General features: G+C 71.6%; 17 protein-coding genes and 3 riboswitches. Of the genes, 10 read left to right on the top strand and 7 right to left on the bottom strand.

The genetic code is table 11. The features are described from left to right. Positions 1–117 precede the first annotated feature (117 nt). Positions 118–266, bottom strand: a riboswitch (cobalamin riboswitch). A 221-nt stretch (positions 267–487) separates the two neighbouring features. Then, positions 488–2110, bottom strand: coding sequence for a malate synthase A (aceB, locus tag AB0873_RS17335; RefSeq protein WP_366600720.1), 1623 nt, complete (start codon positions 2108–2110; stop codon positions 488–490). Next, positions 2107–3378 carry an isocitrate lyase gene (aceA, locus tag AB0873_RS17330; RefSeq protein ID WP_155333076.1) on the bottom strand — a complete coding sequence of 424 codons (1272 nt, stop codon included), beginning with the start codon at positions 3376–3378 and terminating at the stop codon, positions 2107–2109. The genes aceB and aceA overlap by 4 nt, the downstream gene beginning before the upstream one ends. Before the next feature lie 240 nt (positions 3379–3618). Here aceA and AB0873_RS17325 point away from each other — a divergent pair, with 240 nt between their 5' ends. Beyond that, a complete protein-coding gene (locus AB0873_RS17325; protein ID WP_366600719.1) occupies positions 3619–5004 on the top strand; it encodes a short-chain fatty acyl-CoA regulator family protein in 1386 nt (461 codons plus the stop codon). 58 nt (positions 5005–5062) lie between these two features. On the opposite strand, the gene metE is transcribed toward AB0873_RS17325, so the two are convergent. Further along, positions 5063–7312 (bottom strand): 5-methyltetrahydropteroyltriglutamate--homocysteine S-methyltransferase, encoded by a 2250-nt coding sequence (gene metE / locus AB0873_RS17320; RefSeq protein ID WP_366600718.1) that lies wholly within the window; start codon positions 7310–7312, stop codon positions 5063–5065. Positions 7313–7427: 115 nt separating this feature from the next. Further along, a riboswitch (cobalamin riboswitch) is annotated at positions 7428–7641 on the bottom strand. A 95-nt stretch (positions 7642–7736) separates the two neighbouring features. On the opposite strand from metE, the gene AB0873_RS17315 reads away from it, so the two are divergent. The 5 genes from AB0873_RS17315 (at position 7737) to AB0873_RS17295 (ending at position 11894) form a co-directional block, all read left to right on the top strand. Then, positions 7737–8033, top strand: coding sequence for a hypothetical protein (locus tag AB0873_RS17315; RefSeq protein WP_155333073.1), 297 nt, complete (start codon positions 7737–7739; stop codon positions 8031–8033). Positions 8034–8167: 134 nt separating this feature from the next. After that, a riboswitch (cobalamin riboswitch) is annotated at positions 8168–8351 on the top strand. Positions 8352–8379: 28 nt separating this feature from the next. Beyond that, positions 8380–9387, top strand: coding sequence for an ABC transporter substrate-binding protein (locus AB0873_RS17310; RefSeq protein ID WP_366600717.1), 1008 nt, complete (start codon positions 8380–8382; stop codon positions 9385–9387). A 5-nt stretch (positions 9388–9392) separates the two neighbouring features. Then, on the top strand, positions 9393–10493 hold the full coding sequence (locus AB0873_RS17305) for an iron chelate uptake ABC transporter family permease subunit (RefSeq protein ID WP_366600716.1): 1101 nt from the start codon (positions 9393–9395) through the stop codon (positions 10491–10493). Then, complete coding sequence (locus tag AB0873_RS17300) at positions 10493–11260, top strand: ABC transporter ATP-binding protein (protein ID WP_155333070.1); 768 nt, start codon at positions 10493–10495, stop codon at positions 11258–11260. The genes AB0873_RS17305 and AB0873_RS17300 overlap by 1 nt, the downstream gene beginning before the upstream one ends. A gap of 283 nt (positions 11261–11543) precedes the next feature. Continuing rightward, a complete protein-coding gene (locus tag AB0873_RS17295) occupies positions 11544–11894 on the top strand; it encodes a hypothetical protein (protein ID WP_366600809.1) in 351 nt (116 codons plus the stop codon). A gap of 21 nt (positions 11895–11915) precedes the next feature. On the opposite strand, the gene AB0873_RS17290 is transcribed toward AB0873_RS17295, so the two are convergent. After that, complete coding sequence (locus AB0873_RS17290; RefSeq protein ID WP_366600715.1) at positions 11916–12407, bottom strand: MarR family transcriptional regulator; 492 nt, start codon at positions 12405–12407, stop codon at positions 11916–11918. A gap of 115 nt (positions 12408–12522) precedes the next feature. Between AB0873_RS17290 and AB0873_RS17285 the strand changes: the two genes are divergently transcribed. From AB0873_RS17285 to AB0873_RS17275, 3 genes are read left to right on the top strand one after another with little or no spacing between them, the layout of a single operon-like run. Next, positions 12523–13572: an LLM class flavin-dependent oxidoreductase gene (locus tag AB0873_RS17285; protein WP_366600714.1), complete on the top strand. Its 1050-nt coding sequence runs from the start codon at positions 12523–12525 to the stop codon at positions 13570–13572. Further along, complete coding sequence (locus AB0873_RS17280; RefSeq protein ID WP_366600713.1) at positions 13565–14596, top strand: LLM class flavin-dependent oxidoreductase; 1032 nt, start codon at positions 13565–13567, stop codon at positions 14594–14596. Before AB0873_RS17285 ends, AB0873_RS17280 begins: the two co-directional genes overlap by 8 nt. A gap of 40 nt (positions 14597–14636) precedes the next feature. Next, entirely contained in the window at positions 14637–15350 is a 714-nt protein-coding gene (locus tag AB0873_RS17275) for an NAD(P)-binding domain-containing protein (protein WP_366600712.1), read from the top strand. Between the two features lie 245 nt (positions 15351–15595). Here AB0873_RS17275 and AB0873_RS17270 read toward each other — a convergent pair whose 3' ends face one another. From AB0873_RS17270 to AB0873_RS17260, 3 genes are all read right to left on the bottom strand, one after another. Continuing rightward, the gene (locus AB0873_RS17270; RefSeq protein ID WP_366600711.1) at positions 15596–15991 is read right to left on the bottom strand and encodes a VOC family protein; all 396 of its coding nucleotides are present in this window, start codon (positions 15989–15991) and stop codon (positions 15596–15598) included. 71 nt (positions 15992–16062) lie between these two features. Then, positions 16063–16512 carry a MerR family transcriptional regulator gene (locus AB0873_RS17265; protein ID WP_366600710.1) on the bottom strand — a complete coding sequence of 150 codons (450 nt, stop codon included), beginning with the start codon at positions 16510–16512 and terminating at the stop codon, positions 16063–16065. Further along, positions 16512–18011 (bottom strand): SulP family inorganic anion transporter, encoded by a 1500-nt coding sequence (locus AB0873_RS17260; RefSeq protein ID WP_366600709.1) that lies wholly within the window; start codon positions 18009–18011, stop codon positions 16512–16514. The genes AB0873_RS17265 and AB0873_RS17260 overlap by 1 nt, the downstream gene beginning before the upstream one ends. A 273-nt stretch (positions 18012–18284) precedes the next feature. Between AB0873_RS17260 and AB0873_RS17255 the strand changes: the two genes are divergently transcribed. Further along, positions 18285–19382 carry a CapA family protein gene (locus tag AB0873_RS17255; RefSeq protein ID WP_366600708.1) on the top strand — a complete coding sequence of 366 codons (1098 nt, stop codon included), beginning with the start codon at positions 18285–18287 and terminating at the stop codon, positions 19380–19382. Positions 19383–19423 lie beyond the last annotated feature (41 nt).

Below are 19423 nucleotides of genomic sequence, written 5' to 3'. Positions count from 1 at the left end.
ACGGCTGTCGGCTCGGGGAAGGTGCTGGCAGGGCCGGAGGCGCGTCGCCGACCGGCCTCGCCCTGGCCCTCCCGCGAGGCCGACGGCGGCGTGCGCGGCTGCGCACGCGGTGCGGGCAGGTCTTCGGACTCGTGGGCGCGACCGGACGGGCCGGTCTCCTAGTGGCCGTCGCTTCCCGGACACCCCGGGGCGTCCAGTGCGTCTGACGGCGGTCGTTCCCTCTCACCGCTGCGGGGCAGTCCCGGACTCACACCGGGTTCCCTCTTGCGACGCCCGGACCCGTCACGGCCCGCGCGTACCAGCACCGCCTCGCATCCTAGGCCTCCTCACGCGGCGGGCCGATGGCCCGGGCCACCGGCTGGCGTGATCGTGCTCCCGATTCCAGGCCATTACCGGACTTACCTCCGCCCCGATCCGGGTCGAGCAGAGGTAGGAGCCGGGAAGGACCAACAGCTCCTTCCCGGCTCCGGCGCGGCGCCGACCGCGGTTAGGACCCGTCCTGGCCGATGGAGACGTCGGGCTTGCGATTCGGGCCGAGGTGCCGGGCGTACGCCCCGGTGGTGAAGAACGCCGGCAGGTCCTCGCCGAACGCGGTGTCCTCGACGATCCGTGCGGCCTGCTCGGCGCGGTCCCGCTCGGCGCCCTCGCGTCCCGTCGTCAGGGCGGTGAGTTCCTCGGCGAGGATCGACCGGACGAGTTCGTCCGTCACGCAACCGCCGTCGGCCAGGGGAGTGCCGTGGTGCAGCCACTGCCAGGTCTGGCAGCGGGCGATCTCGGCGGTGGCCGCGTCCTCCATCAGGTTCCGGAGCGCTACCGCGCCGGTGCCGCCGAGCCAGGCGTCGATGTAGCGTAGCGCGACCGCGATGTTGGACCGCAGCCCAGCGGCGGTGACCTGGCCCGGGGTCTTGTCGACGGCGAGCAGGTCTGCGGCGGTGACGCTGACGTCGTCGCGGAGTCGGTCGAGCTGGTTCGGGCGGTCGCCCAGCACCGCGTCGAACTCCTCCCGGCACGTGTCGACCAGGCCCGGGTGGGCGACCCACGACCCGTCGAACCCGTCGCCGGCCTCCCGCCGCTTGTCCGACCGCACCCGGGCGAGGGCCACCTCGTTGACCTCCGGGTCCCGGCTCGGGATGAACGCGGCCATCCCGCCGATGGCGTGCGCGCCCCGCCGGTGACAGGTGCTCACCAGCAGTTCGGTGTACGCCCGCATGAACGGCACCGTCATCGTGACCTCGGACCGGTCCGGCAGGACGAAGTCCGGCCACTGCCCGAAGTTCTTGATCACACTGAAGATGTAGTCCCACCGCCCGGCGTTCAGTCCCGCCGAGTGCTCGCGCAGCTCGTACAGGATCTCCTCCATCTCGAACGCGGCGGTGATCGTCTCGATCAGCGTGGTGGCCCGGATGGTGCCCTGCGGAAGGCCCAGGTACTGCTGGGCGAAGACGAAGATGTCGTTCCACAGCCGCGCCTCGCGGTGGCTCTCCAGCTTCGGGAGGTAGAAGTACGGCCCGGCGCCGGCGTCGAGCTGCCGCCGGGCACAGTGGAAGAGGTAGAGCCCGAAGTCGACCAGGCTGGCCGAGATCGGCCGCCCGTCCACCGCGATCCCCTTCTCCACGAGGTGCCAACCGCGCGGCCGGACCACGATCGTGGCCAGCTCGTCGCCGAGGGCGTAACGCTTGCCGCGCGGGTCGGTGAAGTCGATCCGCCGATCCAGGGCGTCGATCAGGTTGAGCTGGCCGTTGATGACGTTGTGCCAGGTCGGGGCAGTGGCGTCCTCGAAGTCGGCGAGCCACACCTTCGCCCCGGAGTTGAGCGCGTTGACGGTCATCTTGCGGTCGGTCGGTCCGGTGATCTCGACCCGGCGGTCGACGAGGCCGGGTGCGGGTGGGGCCACCCGCCAGGTGGGATCGGCGCGGATCGTGGCCGTCTCGGGGAGGAAGTCGGGCAGCTGACCGGTGGCGTACCGGTCCCGGCGCGCCCGCCGGGTGTCCAGCAGCGCCACCCGTCGGGCGGCGAACTCGCTGTCCAGCGCGACCAGGAAGTCCAGCGCCTCGGCGGTGAGGACCTGGTCGAACCGGTCGGCCATCGGGCCGATGACCTCGTACCTCATGCGAACTGCTCCTCCTCGGTGGAGCCGCGCAGGGCGGTGGTCTCGGCGGCCGGGTTGAGCACGGTGCTGATCAGGTCGAAGTAGCCGGTGCCCACCTCGCGCTGGTGCTTGACGGCGGTGTAGCCGGTCGGCTCGGCCGCGAACTCCCGCTCCTGCAGCGCCACGTACGCGGACATGCCGTCGGTGGCGTAGCCGCGGGCGAGGTCGAACATCGAGTAGTTGAGGGCGTGGAAGCCGGCGAGGGTGATGAACTGGAACTTGTATCCCATGTGGCCGAGCTCGCGCTGGAACTTGGCGATGGTCGCGTCGTCGAGGTGCTTGCGCCAGTTGAACGACGGCGAGCAGTTGTAGGCCAGGAGCTGGTCCGGGTACTGGTCCTTGATCGCCTCGGCGAAGCGACGGGCGACCTCCAGGTCCGGGGTGCTGGTCTCCATCCAGAGCAGGTCGGCGTGCGGGGCGTACGCCAGGCCGCGGGCGATGCACGGCTCGACCCCGTTCCGGACCCGGTAGAAGCCCTCGGCGGTCCGCTCGCCGGTGACGAACGGCCGGTCGCGCTCGTCCACGTCGGTGGTGAGCAACGTGGCGGCCTGGGCGTCGGTGCGGGCGATGACCACCGACGGCACCCCGGCGACGTCGGCGGCGAGCCGGGCCGCCTCCAGCGTGCGGATGTGCTGGCCGGTGGGGATGAGCACCTTGCCGCCGAGGTGTCCGCACTTCTTCTCGGAGGCGAGCTGGTCCTCCCAGTGCACGCCGGCGGCGCCGGCCGCGATCATCGCGGTCATCAGCTCGTACGCGTTGAGCGGACCGCCGAAACCGGCCTCGGCGTCGGCCACGATCGGCGCCAGCCAGTCGGCTCCCGTGGTGTCGCCCTCGGCGGTGGTGATCTGGGCGGCGCGCAGGAGGGCGTTGTTGATCCGGCGGACCACCGCCGGCACCGAGTTGGCCGGGTAGAGACTCTGGTCGGGGTAGGTCTGCCCGGCGAGGTTGGCGTCCGCTGCCACCTGCCAGCCGGAGAGGTAGATGGCCTTCAGGCCGGCCCGGACCATCTGCACGGCCTGGTTGCCGGTGAGCGCGCCCAGCGCGTGGATGTAGTCCTCACTGTGCAGCAGTTGCCACAGCCGCTCCGCCCCGTGCCGGGCCAGGGTGTGTTCCTCCTGGATCGCCCCGCGCAGGCGCACCACGTCCTCCGCGCGGTAGCTGCGCCGCACGCCCTGCCAACGGGGATCGGTCTCCCACTCGGTGCGCAACTGCTCAACGGCGTTCTGCATGATGTCATCTCCTCGGAGTTCGATGGCGCCGGCGCTCGGCACCTGCCGTGCGTTGCGGTGGACCTCGATGCCGGCCCCGGGGTGTCGCCAACGCTCACACGCCCTGGACAGCGGGTCGAGGGACGGAACGAGCCAATTTCTGGAAATTTTCCGCCGCATTTTGCGAAGTTGCGAAGCGGTATATTTGCAGCCTGCCAATTGCTGTCGGACCGGCGTACGAGCAGCGGGGAGGTGCGGGCGATGACCAAGACCTTCGCGGGCGCCCGACTGCGCCGGCTGCGCGAGGACCGCGCTCTGAGCCAGTCGCACCTGGCCCGCCTGCTGAACATCTCGCCCAGCTATCTCAACCAGATCGAACACGATGCACGGCCGCTGACCGTCCCGGTGCTCATGCGCATCACCGAGGTGTTCGGCGTCGATCCGACCGTCTTCGCGCCGCGGGACACGCCGAGGCTCGTGGCCGGGCTGCGCGAGGCGCTCCCTGGCCGGGCAGGTGTCGCCGACCTCACCGAACTCGCCACCCGGCTGCCCGAGGTCGCCGAGGCCGTCATCGACCTGCACCGGCGGTACCGGCAGGCGGACGAGCAACTCGCCGAGCTGCTGGGCGACCGCGAGACGATCGGGCGCAGTCCGCACGACCAGGTGACCGAGTTCTTCTACCGGCGGCAGAACTACGTACCGGATCTGGACGAGGCGGCGGAGCGCCTGGCCACGAGCATCGGACTTCGCCGAGGCGAGGTGCGACCCGCGCTTCAGGACCGGCTCGCACAGCGACACGGCGTCCACGTCCGCCGCGACGACGCCGCCTCGCTCGGCGACGAACTGCACCGCTACCGCCCGCAGACCCGCACCCTGCACCTGTCGGCGTCGCTGCGGGCCGGACAGGAGGCCATGCGGATGGCGGCGCAGATCGCGCTGCTGGAGTTCGCCGACGTGATCGACGAGATCGTGGAGGAGGAGCGGTTCGACGACGTCCAGACGCAGATCCTCGCCCGGGTCGGACTGGCGAACTACTTCGCCGCCGCGCTGATCCTGCCCTACGAGCGGTTCCTGGCGGCGGCGGAGCAGCGCCGGTACGACATCGACCTGCTCACCCAGCACTTCGCGATGGGCTGGGAGACGGTGTGCCACCGGCTCAGCACCCTGCAACGCCCCCGCGCACGTGGGGTGCCGTTCTCATTCGTCCGGGTCGACCGGGCCGGCAACATGTCCAAGCGACAGTCCGCCACCGGCTTCCCGTTCTCCCACACCGGCGGCACCTGCCCGCTGTGGAACGTCTACGAGGCGTTCAGCTCGCCCGGGCGGGTGGTCGTTCAGGTCGCCGCGATGCCCGACGGGCAACGCTACCTGTGGATCGCCCGTACCATCACCCGTCACCACGGCGGCTACAACCAGCCGGGAAAGGTCTACGCGATCGGCCTGGGCTGCGAGACGCGGCATGCCGACCGGTTGGTCTACTCCGCCGGGATGGACCTGCACGCGGCGGAGGCGGCCACGCCGATCGGCCCGGGCTGCAAGACCTGCGAGCGGATGACCTGCCCGCAGCGGGCCGCCGCGCCGATCAGCCGCGGGCTCGACCTGGACGAGAACCGGAGCACCTTCGTCCCGTACCCGCTGAAGGACTGAACCGAGACCGGTCGCGGGCGGGCCGGGCGGGACGCGTCGTCCCGCCCGGCCCGGCGGGTCAGGTGCCGCGAAGCTCGGCGGCGGCGGTGACCAGGTGTTCCAGGGATTCCTCGACCTCGGGGTAGCCGCGGGTCTTGAGTCCGCAGTCCGGGTTCACCCACAGCCGCTCGGCTGGTACCACCGCCACGGCCCGGCGTAGCGCGTCGACGACCTCGGCACGTGGCGGCACCCGGGGCGAGTGGATGTCCCAGACGCCGGGCCCGACGCCGCGGCGGTAGCCGATCGCGGCGAGGTCGTCGAGGACCTCCATCCTCGAGCGTGACGCCTCGATGCTGGTGACGTCGGCGTCGAGGGCGTCGATGGCGGTGATGACCTCGCCGAACTCGGAGTAGCACAGGTGGGTGTGGATCTGGGTGTCGTCGGCGACGCCGGAGGTGGCCAGGCGGAACGCGCCGACCGCCCAGTCCAGGTACGCCTTCTGGTCGGATCCGCGCAGGGGCAGCGTCTCGCGCAGCGCCGGCTCGTCAACCTGGATCACCCGGATGCCGGCCGCCTCGAGGTCGCGGCATTCGTCGCGCAGGGCGAGTGCCACCTGGTCGGCGGTGTCGGCGAGCGGCTGGTCGGTGCGGACGAACGACCAGGCCAGAATCGTCACCGGACCGGTGAGCATGCCCTTGACCGGCCGGTCGGTCAGCGACTGCGCGTAGGTGGACCAGCTGACTGTCATCGATGCCCTGCGGGCCACGTCGCCGTAGATGATGGGCGGACGGACGCAGCGGGAGCCGTAGGACTGCACCCAACCGCGCTCGGTGGCGGCGAACCCGTCCAGCTGCTCCCCGAAGTACTGGACCATGTCGTTGCGTTCCGGCTCGCCGTGCACGAGCACGTCCAGGCCCAGCCGCTCCTGGAACCGGATGACGTGCTCCACCTCGGCCCGCATCCGTTCGGTGTAGGCGGCGTCGTCGAGGCGGCCGGCGCGGTGCTCGGCGCGAGCCTTGCGCAGCTCGCCGGTCTGCGGGAACGAGCCGATGGTCGTGGTCGGCAGGGGCGGCAGGTTCAGCCGGGCCTGTTGTGCCGCCGCACGCTCCGGATAGGCACCGCGCTGCCGGTCCGCGGGACGCAGCGCTGCGAGCCGGCCGCGTACGGCGTCGTTGCGCCACGTCGCCGGAGTGGGCGGTAGCCGCTCGGGCAGGGACGTGGTGCCGTTGCGCAGGGCACGACTCAGCAGGACGACCTCGTCGACCTTCTGCCGGGCGAAGGCCAGCCGCTGGCGTAGCGCCGGGTCGAGCGCGGTCTCGGCGGACAGGTCCACCGGCACGTGCAGGAGCGAGCACGACGAGGACACCGCAACGTGGTCGGCGAGCCCGGTGACGACGGCGCCGAAGGCGACCGCCGCGCGCAGATCCGTACGCCAGATGTTGCGGCCGTCGACGAGACCGGCGACGATCGTCTTGCCGTGCAGCGGACCCGCGCCGGCGAGCCGCTGCAGGTTGCCGGGCCCGGCGACCAGGTCCAGACCGACCGCTTCGACAGGTGTGTCGAGCAGGGCCGGCAGGGCGTCCCCCAGATCACCGAAGTAGGTGGCGACGAAGATCGCCGGCCGTTGTTCCACCGCGCACAGCCGGGTGTAGGCCTCCCGCAGCGCCTCGATCTCGGCGGCGCTCCGGTCGGCGACGTAGCCGGGTTCGTCCAGCTGCACCCACTGCACACCGGCGGCGGCGAGGGAACGCAGAAGATCGGCGTACACGTCGACCAGATCGGTCAACCGGTCGAACGGTTCGCCGCCCGGCTCGGTCGGCTTGGCCAGCAGGAGGAAGGTGGCCGGCCCGACCAGCACCGGGCGGGTCAGGACACCCAGGTCGCGCGCCTCCCGGTACTCGTTCAACGCCTTGGCGGGATTCGCGGCGAAGACCGTCTCGGGGCCGACCTCCGGGACCAGGTAGTGGTAGTTCGTGTCGAACCACTTGGTGAGCTCCAGCGCCGGCTCGGTGTCGGCGCCGCGGGCCATGGCGAAGTAGGTGTCCAGGTCGGACAGGCCGAGCCGGGCGAACCGGTGCGGGATCGCCCCGACGGCGACGGCGGTGTCGAGCAGGTGGTCGTAGTAGGAGAACGTGTTGGACGGGATCGCGTCCAGGCGCGCGTCACGCAGCGTGCGCCAAACCTCCACCCGCAGTGCGGCAGCGGTCTTCGCCAACTCCTCGGCGTCGATTCTGCCCGCCCAGTAGGCCTCGACGGCCTTCTTCAGCTCACGGTTGCCGCCAATACGCGGGTAACCGAGCACGGTGCACTGACCGAATGCGGTACTCATGGGATCCTTCCCTCGAAGTGCCCGAGGCCGTGCGGGAGGGCAGGGAGGGAAGGGGTACGGCGACGTACCGGCTTCCGCCCCGGCCGTCCCGAGAGACCGTCGGCGGCACACGCCGGGTGGCGTGCGCGGTGCGGGCAGGTCTTCGGACTCGCGGGCGTGACCGGTACGGTCGCCTACTGGCCGTCGCTTCCCAGACCTCGCGGTCCAGTGCTTGATGACGGCGGTCGTTCCCACTCACCGCTGCGGGGCAGTCCCGGGCTCGCACCGGGTTCCCTCTTACGACGCCGCGCCCATTGTGGACACGGCGAACCAGCACCGTTGTCTATCGTATGGGGCGATGAGCGAATGTGGCCGGCGCGTCCGTCCTGCGGGACGGCGCGCCGTCGCGGCAGCGGGATGTCCGCGCGCGACGAGAAGGTGACGGATGGGCCAGAAGATCGACAGGGTCGCGGTGGTGGTGGACGGCGCCGACTGGGTGGCGGTACGGCCGGAGGACTTCGACCGCTTGGACGCCTCCCGCCGCCAGGTCGGCGCCCGCGCCGCCCGGGCGACCCGGCTGGAGCACGAGTTGCGGGAGGCGCGGGCCCGTCTGGCGCGGATCGAGGAGATCCTCGCCGACGCGAGCCCGGCCGACTGCGTCTGTGAGCGTCTCACCGCAGTGCTGGCCGACGATCCGGCCGCCCACCGCCGACCACTGGTCAGAAGCCGTCGTCGACGTTGACGCCTACCGCCCGTGGCCTTCCTGCCGACGCACGACGCACGGGATGAGGCCCTGATCGGCCTGCGTCCGCGGGACGTCTCCACCCGACGATCGGAGATGGCGTTCGTCACCGTGACGAGGCGACGGCCGACAGGCTAGGGTGACGCTGCCGTGGTGTTCGGGAAGCCGGTGCGATGCCGGCGCGGCCCTCGCCACTGTGATCGGGAAGTCCGCGGCCCTCGTCGCTTGCGAGGTCACTGGGCGCCACGCGCCTGGGAAGGCCGGCCACGGACGTACCTCCCGTCAGCCAGGAGACCGGCCACGGCACAGCGATGACCCGTCCACGAGGTGCTGGAAGGCGGTCCCGATGCGCGTGCGCGCGATGCGGCCCACCCTGTCCCGGCGCGTTGCCGCGCCACTGTCCATCCTGCTCGTCCTGCTCGGCGGTTGCGCCACGGACGACACGCCCACGGCCGGGGCGTCGACCGCGCCGGTCACGGTGACCAACTGCGGCACCCCGGTCGCCGTCGCCGCGCCGCCGAAGCGGGCGGTCACCCTCAACCAGCCCGCCACCGAGATCATGCTGGCGCTCGGTCTGGGCGACCGGTTGGCGGGCACGGCGTACCTGGACGACGCGATCCTGCCCGAGCACGCCGCCACGTACGCCTCGGTTCCGGTGCTGTCGGAGAAGTACCCGTCGAAGGAGGCGCTGCTCGACGCGGAGCCGGACTTCGTCTACGCCTCGTTCCACAGTGCCTTCGGAGACGAGGGCGTCGGCGACCGCGCCGCGCTCGCGGGACTCGGCATCGGTACCTACCTGTCCCCGGCGGGCTGTCCGAAGCAGCACCGACCGGCCACGCTGACCGTCGACGACGTCTTCGCCGAGATCCGGGACGTCGCCGCCGTCTTCGGCGTGCCGGAGCGGGCCGAGAAGCTCATCGCCGACCAACGGGCCCGGATCACCGCGGCCGCCGCCCGGCTCGACGGCGCGGGCCAGGTGTCCGTGCTGTGGTGGGACGCCGGCACGGACGCGCCGAGCGTGGGTGCCTGCTGCGGCAGCCCCAACATGATCATGTCAGCGGCGGGGGTGCGCAACACCTTCGGTGACCTCGCCGGAAGCTGGGCCGACACCAGCTGGGAGACGGCCATCGAGCGGAACCCCGATGTGATCGTGCTGGTCGACGCGAGCTGGGACGCCGCAGCCGCGAAGAAGGCGTTCCTGACCCGGCACCCCACGCTGAAGAACCTGCCCGCGGTGGCCGGACAGCGGTTCGTCGTCATCCCGTTCTCGTCGACCTCTGCCGGCGTGCGCGTGGTGCAGGGGATCGAGACGCTCGCCGAGGGAGTGGTACAGCTTCCCGGAGCGGACCGCTGAGCCCCATGGCGGCGCGCACCGCCGAGACCGGCCACCCCGTCGGAACCGGCCGGGATGCCGGGCCGGCAGCAGCCGCCGCTGCCGTCCGGTACCGGTTCGGCACCGGGACGCTGCTGGTCCTGCTGCTCGCGGGCCTGGTGGGGTCGATCGGTGCCGCCGTCACCGTCGGGCCGGCCGACATCTCGGTGTCGACGGTGTGGGCGGTGGTGGCCGACCGCCTGGGTGTCGTCGACGCCGACGTCCCGCTGCTGCGCGAGCACATCGTCTGGCGGCTACGCCTACCGCGGGTGCTCGGCGCCGCCGCGGTCGGGGCAGGACTGGCCGCGGTCGGCGCGGTGATGCAGACCGTCACCCGCAATCCCCTGGCTGATCCGTACCTGCTCGGGGTCTCCTCCGGGGCGTCCCTCGGCGCGGTGGCGGTCCTCGTCGTCGGCCTCGGCGGCGGGGTCGCCGCCCTCACCGGGGGCGCGTTCGCCGGTGCGCTCGCGGCGTTCGCCGTCGTGGTCGCGGTGTCCGGCCGGCGGGCCGCGCTCGCCCCGACCAGGGTGGTGCTGGCCGGGGTGGCCGTCGCGCAGCTCTGCGCGGCCGCCACCTCGTTCGTGGTCACGTGGGTCGCCGACCCGCACGCCACCCAGAGCCTCACGTTCTGGCTCTCCGGCTCGCTGGCCCGCGTCGACTGGACCGCCGTGGCGTGGGCCGTACCGGTCCTGGCCGTCGTGCTCGTCCTGCTGGCGGCCCACGCCCGCGCGCTCAACGCCTTCGCCTTCGGCGAGGACGCCGCGGCGACCCTCGGCGTCGCGGTCACCCGGGTGCGCTGGCTGCTGCTCGTCGCCACCGCGCTGCTGACCGCGGCGCTGGTCGCCGTCAGCGGCGCGGTCGGCTTCGTCGGGTTGATCCTGCCGCACGCCGTGCGGTTCCTCACCGGCGCCGACCACCGGCGGCTCCTGCCGGCCGTCGTCCTCGCCGGCGCGATCTTCCTGGTCTGGGTGGACACCGCCGCGCGGACCCTGTTCGAACCCCGGGAACTGCCGGTGGGCGTGCTGACCGCGCTGCTCGGCGTACCCGCCTTCGTGGTGCTCCTGCGCGGACGGGAGGTACGCGGCTGATGCTCAGCGTCACCGGCGTCTCCTGGGCGGTCGTCGCCCGACGGATCCTCCACGACGTCACCTGCGCGGTTCCGGCGGGCAGCCTCGTCGGGCTGCTCGGCCCCAACGGCTGCGGCAAGACGACCCTGCTGCGCGTCGCCGCCCGCCTCGCCACACCCCACGCCGGGCAGGTGACGATCGACGGCGACGACGTCGCCACCCTGCCCCGGACCACCCTCGCCCGCCGGGCCGCGCTGCTCGCTCAGCACGCCGACACCGACCTCGACCTGACCGTCATCGAGGTCGTGCTGCTGGGCCGTACCCCGCACCGCCGCTCCCGGTGGTCCGACAGCGCCGCCGACCGCGCCGCCGCCGCCGACGCGCTGGCCCGCGTCGACCTCGACGGGTACGCCGACCGCCGGTGGCACACCCTCTCCGGTGGGGAACGGCAGCGGGCGCAGCTGGCTCGCGCCCTGGCCCAACAACCACGCCTGCTGCTGCTCGACGAACCTACGAACCACCTCGACATCGGCCACCAACTGCACCTGCTGCACCTCGTCCGTCGCGCCGGCATCACCACCCTCGCCGCGCTGCACGACCTCAACCTCGCCGCCATGTTCTGCGACACCGTGGTCGTCCTGGCCGCCGGGCGGGTCGTCGCCGCCGGTCCGCCCGCCGAGGTCCTCACCCCGCACCTGCTCGCCGACGTGTACGGCGTCCACGCCGACGTCGCGCCGCACCCGACCACCGGGCGGCCCGTGATCACCTACCACCCGCCCGCGTCATGACCCGCCACGTCCTGCTGGTCGCCCGCGCCGTCACCCACACCGCGGGCCACGACACCGCCGCCGGTGTCGGTCACCGCGCCCCTGGCCCTGCGGCCGGCGCGACCGGCTGCCTCTTTCCCTGCAATCTCGGCCCTCTCGTCGTCGTGCACCCGGACGACATCTGGTACCCGCACGTCGATACGACACTTGCCCGCCGGATCGCCGACGACCATCTCCGAGCGGGGTGCCCGGTCGACGGAAGACCAGCGAGGAGCGGCACATGACGGAGGAGCAGGGCTGCTTGGTGACGGTGTGCCGGGACTGCTGCTGCGGCAACAGCGGCAAGCTCCCTTCGGTCGACCACGACGCGCAGTTGCGGCGGCTACGCGACACGTTGCGGGCACCGCACCGCGTCCGGGTCAGCACCTGCCTCGACCTGTGCGCACAAGCCAACCTGATCGTCGTTCATCCCGCCCCGGCGGCGCGCCGTGCCGGCGCCCGGCCGGTCTGGTTCGGCCTGGTCATCGACGATGTGGTGGTCGACGAAATCGTCGACTGGATCGACTGCGGCGGGCCGGGTGTGGCGCCGCTGCCCGCCCCGCTGGAACTGTCGGTGGTCAGCCCTGCGCATCCCGGTTCGGGGCGGGTCACCTGACGCGAGACGTCCTCCTGGTGATCACTCCTTGCGCTGCGGGTCCAGGTGTACGCGGAGCGCCGCGGCGATCTCGCCCGCCGCGCGGAGCTGGTCCGGTGTCAGTGCGTCGACGAAGAGTTCGCGGATCGCGCGCAGGTGGGGAACGGTGGACCCGCGGAAGGCCTCGGCCCCGGTCGGCGTGAGGTGGACCTCCGCCCCTCGGGGCTCGGTGGCGCACTCCTGACGGCGGATGAGTCCGCGCCGCTCCATCCGGCCGAGGTGGTGGGAGAGCCTGCTGCGCTCCCAGCCGATGTGCGCGGCCAGTTCGGAGGAGCGCATCTGCTGGTCCTGCGCCTCGGTGAGGGCGAGCAGGACGGCGTAGTCGCCCGGCGAGAGCGAGGACTGGACCTGGAGGCGGGACGCGATCCGGGATCTGAGCGCCTCCGTGGTCTCGATGAACTCTCGCCAGATCCGTAGTTCCTCGGCGGTGGGCAGCTGGCGCCTCCTCCGCCGCTCGGGTGTGTCCTTCGTCATCTTCCTCTCCCAGTTGACATGTCAATTAGCAGGCTAGCATGTTTGACATGTCAATCGTTGAGGGCGGCTTGCCGGCGCGGATCGCCCGCCCGCCAGCGAACGTGAGGAGGAGACGGTGACGGCGAAGGGCATCGAACTGGGGCTCAACTCGTTCGGCGAGGTGGCCACCGACGGCGACCGGATCCTGAGCGACGCCGAGACCGTGCGGCTGCTCGTCGACGAGGCGCGGCTCGCGGAGTCGGCCGGGCTCGACGTGTTCAGCGTGGGTGAGCACTACCGCGAGGGCCACAACGACTCGGCCACGCCGGTGCTGCTCGCGGCGATCGCGACAGCGACCGACCGGATCCGCCTCGGCACCTCGGTCACGGTCCTCAGCACGAACGATCCGGTACGGCTCTACCACGAGTTCGCGACACTGGACGCGGTCTCGAACGGCCGCGCCCAGATCGTCCTCGGCCGCGCGTCGGCGACCGAGTCGTTCCCGCTGTTCGGGTACGACCTGGCGGACTACGAGCGGTTGTTCGAGGAGAAGCTCGACCTCTTCGTCCGGCTGCAGAGGGACGAATCGGTCACCTGGTCGGGCACCGTACGGAGCCCTCTCGTCGCACAGCGGCTGCATCCGAGGATGCGGGCGGGAGGAATCCCGACCTGGATCGGCGTCGGCGGGAGTCCGAACTCGGTGATCCGCGCCGCCCGCTACGGACTCCCGCTCATGCTCGCGATCATCGGCGGGCGCCCGCAGCGGTTCGCCGGCCACGTCGACCTCTACCTCCGGGCGCTCGAACAGGCCGGGCACCCCGTGCAGCCGATCGGGCAGCACTCGCTCGGTCTCGTCGCGGACACCGACGAGGAGGCGGTGGAGACCTGGTGGCGGTACTGGCAGCCGGTCGTGGCCCGGCTCGCCGAGGAACGCGGCTTCTACAAGCCGGACCGCCGGCGCTACGAGGCCGAACTCGACCAGGGAGCGCTGTTCGTCGGATCACCCGAGACGGTCGCGCGGAAGATCGCCACGGTCGCCCGGGATCTGCGGCTGAGCCGCTTCGACCTCAAGTACGACATCATGCACCTGCCCCGCGAGGCACGCGCCCGCACGATCGAGCTGCTGGGCAGCGAGGTCGCGCCGCGTGTCCGGGAGCTGTTGGCGAAGGAGCCCACCCATGTCTGATCTCGTGTTCGGCCTCGACACCTTCGGCGACGTGCCGGAGGACGACTCCGGCAGGCCCGTGTCCCACGCCGCGGCGATCCGGCAGGTCGTCGACGAGGCGGTGCTGGCGGACGATCTCGGCGTCGACGTCATCGCCCTCGGCGAGCACCACCGGCCGGAGTACTCGGTGTCGACGCCCGAGACCGTCCTGGCGGGGATCGCCACCCGTACCTCGCGCATCCGGCTCGCGTCCGGCGTGACGGTGCTGAGCTCGGACGACCCCGTCCGGGTGTTCCAGCGCTTCGCGACGGTGGACGCGCTGTCGAACGGCCGGGCCGAGGTCATCCTCGGCCGCGGCTCGTTCACCGAGTCCTTCCCCCTCTTCGGCTACGACCTGCGCGACTACGACGTGCTGTTCGAGGAGAAGATCGAGCTGTTCGCGAAGCTCCTGGAGGAGAAGCCGGTCACCTGGAGCGGCACGAAACGTGCGCCGCTCGAACACGTCGACGTCTTCCCGAAGACGGAATCGGGACGCCTCACCACCTGGGTGGGTGTCGGCGGCTCACCACAGTCGGTCGTGCGTACCGCCCACTACGGTTTCCCGCTGATGCTCGCCATCATCGGTGGTGCCCCCGCGCGCTTCGCGCCCTACATCGACCTGTACCGGCGGGCCGCCGAGCAGTTCGGCACGACCGCGCACCCGGTGGGGATGCACTCGCCAGGATTCATCGCCGACACCGACGAGGAGGCCAAGGAGGTGTGCTGGCCGCACTACCGCGTCATGCGGGACCGGATCGGTGCGCTGCGGGGCTGGCCACCGATCCGCCGCGAGGAGTTCGACGCCGAGATCGCCCACGGCTCCCTCTACATCGGCTCGCCGGAGACCGTGGCCCGTCGCATGGCCGGCGCGATCCGAACCCTCGGCGTCGGCCGCTTCGACCTCATCTACACGGCGGGCGCTCAGCCGGTGAGCGCCCGGATGCGTGCCGTGGAACTGTACGGCACCCGGGTGATCCCGCTGGTCCGCGACATCCTCGCCAGTTGACCGTGCCCACGGACGCCCCGTCCACACCCGGAGGGAAGACATGAACGACAGCGCCCGGCAAGGGCCACGGACCCTCGGCATCCTCGGCGCCGGCAAGGTGGGCACGGTGCTCGCCCGGCTCGCCGTCGCCGCCGGCTACCGGGTGCTCATCGCCGGTTCCGGTGACCCGGCGAGGATCGCCCTCACCATCGAGGTGCTCACGCCCGGGGCGGTCGCCACCACGGCGACCGACGCCGCGTCCGGCGCCGACGTCGTCATCCTCGCTCTCCCGCTGGGCAGGTACCGCAGCATTCCCGCCGAGGCGTTGCGCGGCAAGCTCGTCGTCGACGCCATGAACTACTGGTGGGAGGTCGACGGCATCCGCGACGACCTCACCGACCCGCGTACCTCGTCGAGCGAGACCGTCCAGGCCTTCCTGGCCGGCTCCCGCGTCGTCAAGGCGTTCAACCACATGGGATACCACGATCTCGAGGACGAGGCTCGGCCGGACGGCGCGGGCGGCCGCAAGGCCATCGCGATCGCCGGTGACGCCGCCGCCGATCTGGCCGTCGTGGCGTCCCTTGTCGACCGGCTCGGCTTCGATCCGGTCATCGCGGGGCCCCTCGCCGAGGGCGTACGGCTCGAACCGGGCAGCGAGCTGTTCGGTGCCAACGTGAGCGCCGACGAGGTGCGTGCCATGCTCGCCCGCTTCCCGGAGTCGGAACGTGGGCGTACCATCGCCCGCGCGCGAGCCGGGAGGCCGGCGGCGGCCTGACTGCCCAGGAAGCCGAGCCGCTGTCGCCGAGCGTGGATGCCGCGGTCAGCGGATCGGGCCACCGCGGTGCCCGAGCACCTCGATGGCGGTGGACGGGGACGGCGCGATCGAGCCCGCGGGTCCGGCTCGGCGATCAGGCGCTCGGGTCGTGGGTCGGCATCCGGCGCACGCCGGTCAGAACCGGCTCCCCATGATTGAGAAGGCAGTTCAGCGCATCCATGGGCAGGGGCGGTCCGGGTATGCCGTCAGGGCCGCCCGCCAGCGATCTCGGCGTCGCTCCGAAGGATGCAGAACTCGTTGCCTTCCGGGTCGGCGAGCACAACCCATCCCGTTCCGTCGGCGTTGCGGCGGTCGAACACGACGGCCGCACCGAACTCGGTCAGCCGCGTCAGCTCCGCGTCGCGCGTGCCTTCGACCGGACGCAGGTCGAGGTGGATTCTGTTCTTGACCTGCTTTGCTTCCGGCACCTCGATGAACAGCAGGCGGTGCCGTCCGTCCCGGGAGGAGATCATGCATTCCTCGTGGCCGGGCTCGTTCGGATCGTCCGGGTCTTCGCGGTAGTCGAGGACGGCTTGCCACCAACGGGACAAGGCGTAGGCGTCGGCACAGTCAACGGTGGTGTGGGACACGTAGGAGGTCACCACTGGATGATCGCAAGGCGAACGCCGACGGGCGAACCCTATACGCGACGCGAGCGACCGGCGGTGGGGAGTCAGGCGCCCGGGTCGCCGTGGTGGTCAAGTTTGGCGCGGAGCGTTCCGGCGAAGCCCTCTGCCATGGCGAGTTGGTCGCGCAGCGCGGCGACCCGAGCGGTCGCGGCGTGGTGGAACATGCCGAGCCGGTCAAGCAGCTCGGCCCGCTCGGTGCCGGTGGCGGTGTCGAGCGCGTCGAGGACGACGAGGAGCCCCCGCATCTCGTCGAGGGTGAACCCGAGCGGCTTCATCCGCTTGACCACGGCCAGGCGGTCCAGGTCGGACCCGGTATAGAGGCGGAAGCCGCCCTCGCTGCGCGCAGCGGGCACGATCAGGCCGACTTCCTCGTAGTGGCGGATGGTTCGGATGCTCAACCCCACCCGCTCGGCGGCCTCCCCGATCTGCATCAACCGACCGGAGGCCGGGTCGGAGGCTTGGTCCGACCCGGCGCCGCGGCTGGCGGCGGCCATCAGTGGCCGACTCCGAGCTGCCCCGCGAGGGTGTTGTGGATGCGGGCGCTGGGCTTGTTCAACTCAACGATCTCGACGGATTTGCCCCGGGCGGCGTACTTCGTGGTGATCGCGTCCAGCGCGGCGACGGAGGAGGCGTCCCAGACATGGGCGTGGGTCATGTCGATCACCACGTTCTCGGGGTCGTTGGCGTAGTCGAACTGGCCGACGAGGTCGTTGCTGGAGGCGAAGAAGAGCTCACCATGAACGGAGTAGATCCGGGTGCTGCCGTCCGGGTCAAGGACGCTGGTGACCTCGACCAGACGGGCGACCCGGCGGGCGAAGATCACCATGGCGGTGAGCACGCCGACGACGACGCCGACGGCCAGGTTGTGGGTGGCCAGGGTGGTCGCGACGGTGGCCAGCATGACGATCGTCTCGCCGTACGGCATCTTCTTCAGCGTCTTCGGTGCGACAGAGTGCCAATCGAAGGTCGACACCGCCACGATGATCATCACGGCGACCAGAGCGGCCATCGGGATGACCGCAACCACGTCACCGAGCGCGACGACCAGGATCAGGAGGAACACGCCAGCCAGGAAGGTCGACAGCCGGGTACGTGCACCGGACGCCTTCACGTTGATCATGGTCTGACCGATCATCGCGCAGCCACCCATGCCGCCGAAGAACCCGGTGACGATGTTGGCGACGCCCTGTCCCCAGGACTCCCGGGTCTTGTTGGAGTGCGTGTCGGTGATGTCGTCGACGAGCTTGGCGGTCATCAGCGACTCCATCAGGCCGACCAGCGCCACGCCCAGGGCGTACGGGGCGATCAGGGTGAGCGTGTCGAGGGTCCAGGGGACCTGCGGCGCACCCAGGGTGGGCAGGCTGTCCGGCAGGGCGCCCTCACCCCCGACCGTCGGCACCGCTACGCCGACGGTCACCGTGGCGACGGTCAGCACAACGATCGCCACCAGCGGCGCGGGGACCGCGCGGGTGAGCCGGGGCAGCCCCACCATGAGCGCCAGCGCCACCGCAACGAGTGGGTAGACCAGCCACGGCACGCCGAGCAGATGGGGGACCTGCGCGGCGAAGATCAGGATGGCCAGGGCGTTGACGAAGCCGACCATGACGCTGCGCGGGATGAATCGCATCAACTTCGCTACGCCGAGCGCCGCGAGCAGGACCTGAATCGCGCCACCGAGGATCACCGCCGCGATCAGGTGGTCCAAGCCGTGCTCCTTGGCCAGCGGCGCCACGACCAGGGCGATGGCGCCGGTCGCGGCGGAGATCATCGCCGGACGACCGCCGCAAACCGCGATCGTGACCGCCATCGTGAACGAGGCGAACAGGCCCACCCGAGGATCGACGCCGGCCAGGATCGAGAAGGAGATCGCCTCGGGAATCAGGGCGAGAGCGACGACCAGACCGGCGAGAACCTCGGTGCGGAGCACCTTCGGTGACAGCCAGGACGGACGGGGCAGGCGCGGCCGGGACACCGCGGACAACACTGAAGACATGAAGCCATTTCCACTCAGGCGCACCCGGCCGGGCGCACGTCAGACCCTGACGACTCTGACGGACCCTACTCTCCCGTGAGGGAAGAGTTGGCTCTGCGTGGTGATCATCACCTCGCCCCGAGGTGGCCTGGCCCGTCCTTGTTCGCCATCGCGGCGGTGGCGGTCCCCGCCGGCGTTGCGCGCTGCCGGGCAGGCAAAGCCCGCGCTGGTACGGCGGTCGGTGGTGGCCGCCGGGGGTCCCGGGCGTCGCCCGGAGAGCGTACCCTCGCCAGGGTGTTCCGCGGGACGGCACGTACCTCGCTGGCGGCGCTGACGGCGGTCGCGGTCGGCGCCGGGCTGGCCGGATGCGCCGCCGGATCGACCGGCCAGACGCCGGTCTGGCGCGCGGCCACGTCGGGTCCGACGCCCTCCGCCACCGCAACCGCGACGCCGGAGCCGAGCGCGCCGGCCGAGGTGCGGCTGGCCTTCGCCGGCGACGTCCACTTCACCGGCCGCACCCTGGGCCTGCTCGACGATCCGGAGACGGCCTTCGGGGCGATCGCGTCGACGCTGCGCGACGCCGACGTCGCGCTGCTCAACCTGGAGACGGCGGTGACCGACCGGGGCACCCCACAGCCGAAGACCTACCATTTCCGGGCCCCGAAGACCGCCTTCGCGGCACTGCGCGCGGCCGGGGTCGACGCGGTGTCGATCGCCAACAATCACATCCTCGACTACGGCCAGCAGGGGCTCTCCGACACCCTCGACGCCGCCGCGGAAGCCCGGTACCCGGTGTTCGGCGCGGGCCGCGACGCCGACGCGGCGTATGCGCCCTGGCTCACCACCGTACGAGGGCTGCGGATCGCGGTGCTCGGCATGTCGCAGGTGCACGACCTGGCCGGGTCGTGGCGGGCCACGGACAGCCGACCGGGGGTGGCAATGGCGTTCGATCCCGCCCGGGCCACGGCCGCGGTGCGTTCGGCCCGGGAGCAGGCCGACCTGGTCATCGTCTTCATGCACTGGGGCGTCGAGGGCAGGTCGTGCCCGAGCGGGGAGATGAAGACGTTCGCCGGAAAGCTCTCCGCGGCCGGCGCCGACATCGTGGTCGGTACGCACGCGCACACGCTGCTGGGCGACGGCTGGCTGGGCGCGACCTACGTGCACTACGGACTGGGCAACTTCCTCTGGTACGGAAAATCGCACAGCACGGACTCCGGTGTACTGAACCTGGTCGTACGCGGCCGGACAGTGGTGGACAGCCGGTTCGTCCCGGCGGTGGTCTCCGGCAGCGGTCAGCCGGTGCCGGCCACCGGCCGTGGCGAGCAGCGCATCCTCGACAAACTCGCCACCGCACAGCGGTGCACCGGCTCGGCGGCGAAGCGCCCCGGATAGCGGGGCGGGCGGCGCCTGGGGAGTGTCCGGGGTGGGCGATA

This window comes from Micromonospora sp. NPDC047707 (assembly GCF_040704235.1).
In the GTDB taxonomy this organism is placed as follows: Bacteria; Actinomycetota; Actinomycetes; order Mycobacteriales; family Micromonosporaceae; genus Micromonospora.
This window is presented reverse-complemented; position numbering and strand designations above follow the sequence as displayed.

What these genes read in the sequence shown, in the direction of transcription:
- AB0873_RS17290 (WP_366600715.1), bottom strand. Translation starts at nt 12,407, where the DNA reads ATGACGAAGGACACACCCGAGCGGCGGAGGAGGCGCCAGCTGCCCACC.
- AB0873_RS17310 (WP_366600717.1), top strand. Translation starts at nt 8,380, where the DNA reads ATGCGCGTGCGCGCGATGCGGCCCACCCTGTCCCGGCGCGTTGCCGCG.
- AB0873_RS17315 (WP_155333073.1), top strand. Translation starts at nt 7,737, where the DNA reads ATGGGCCAGAAGATCGACAGGGTCGCGGTGGTGGTGGACGGCGCCGAC.
- AB0873_RS17275 (WP_366600712.1), top strand. Translation starts at nt 14,637, where the DNA reads ATGAACGACAGCGCCCGGCAAGGGCCACGGACCCTCGGCATCCTCGGC.
- AB0873_RS17305 (WP_366600716.1), top strand. Translation starts at nt 9,393, where the DNA reads ATGGCGGCGCGCACCGCCGAGACCGGCCACCCCGTCGGAACCGGCCGG.
- AB0873_RS17260 (WP_366600709.1), bottom strand. Translation starts at nt 18,011, where the DNA reads ATGTCTTCAGTGTTGTCCGCGGTGTCCCGGCCGCGCCTGCCCCGTCCG.
- AB0873_RS17325 (WP_366600719.1), top strand. Translation starts at nt 3,619, where the DNA reads ATGACCAAGACCTTCGCGGGCGCCCGACTGCGCCGGCTGCGCGAGGAC.
- AB0873_RS17300 (WP_155333070.1), top strand. Translation starts at nt 10,493, where the DNA reads ATGCTCAGCGTCACCGGCGTCTCCTGGGCGGTCGTCGCCCGACGGATC.
- AB0873_RS17280 (WP_366600713.1), top strand. Translation starts at nt 13,565, where the DNA reads ATGTCTGATCTCGTGTTCGGCCTCGACACCTTCGGCGACGTGCCGGAG.
- metE (WP_366600718.1), bottom strand. Translation starts at nt 7,312, where the DNA reads ATGAGTACCGCATTCGGTCAGTGCACCGTGCTCGGTTACCCGCGTATT.
- aceA (WP_155333076.1), bottom strand. Translation starts at nt 3,378, where the DNA reads ATGCAGAACGCCGTTGAGCAGTTGCGCACCGAGTGGGAGACCGATCCC.
- AB0873_RS17265 (WP_366600710.1), bottom strand. Translation starts at nt 16,512, where the DNA reads ATGGCCGCCGCCAGCCGCGGCGCCGGGTCGGACCAAGCCTCCGACCCG.
- aceB (WP_366600720.1), bottom strand. Translation starts at nt 2,110, where the DNA reads ATGAGGTACGAGGTCATCGGCCCGATGGCCGACCGGTTCGACCAGGTC.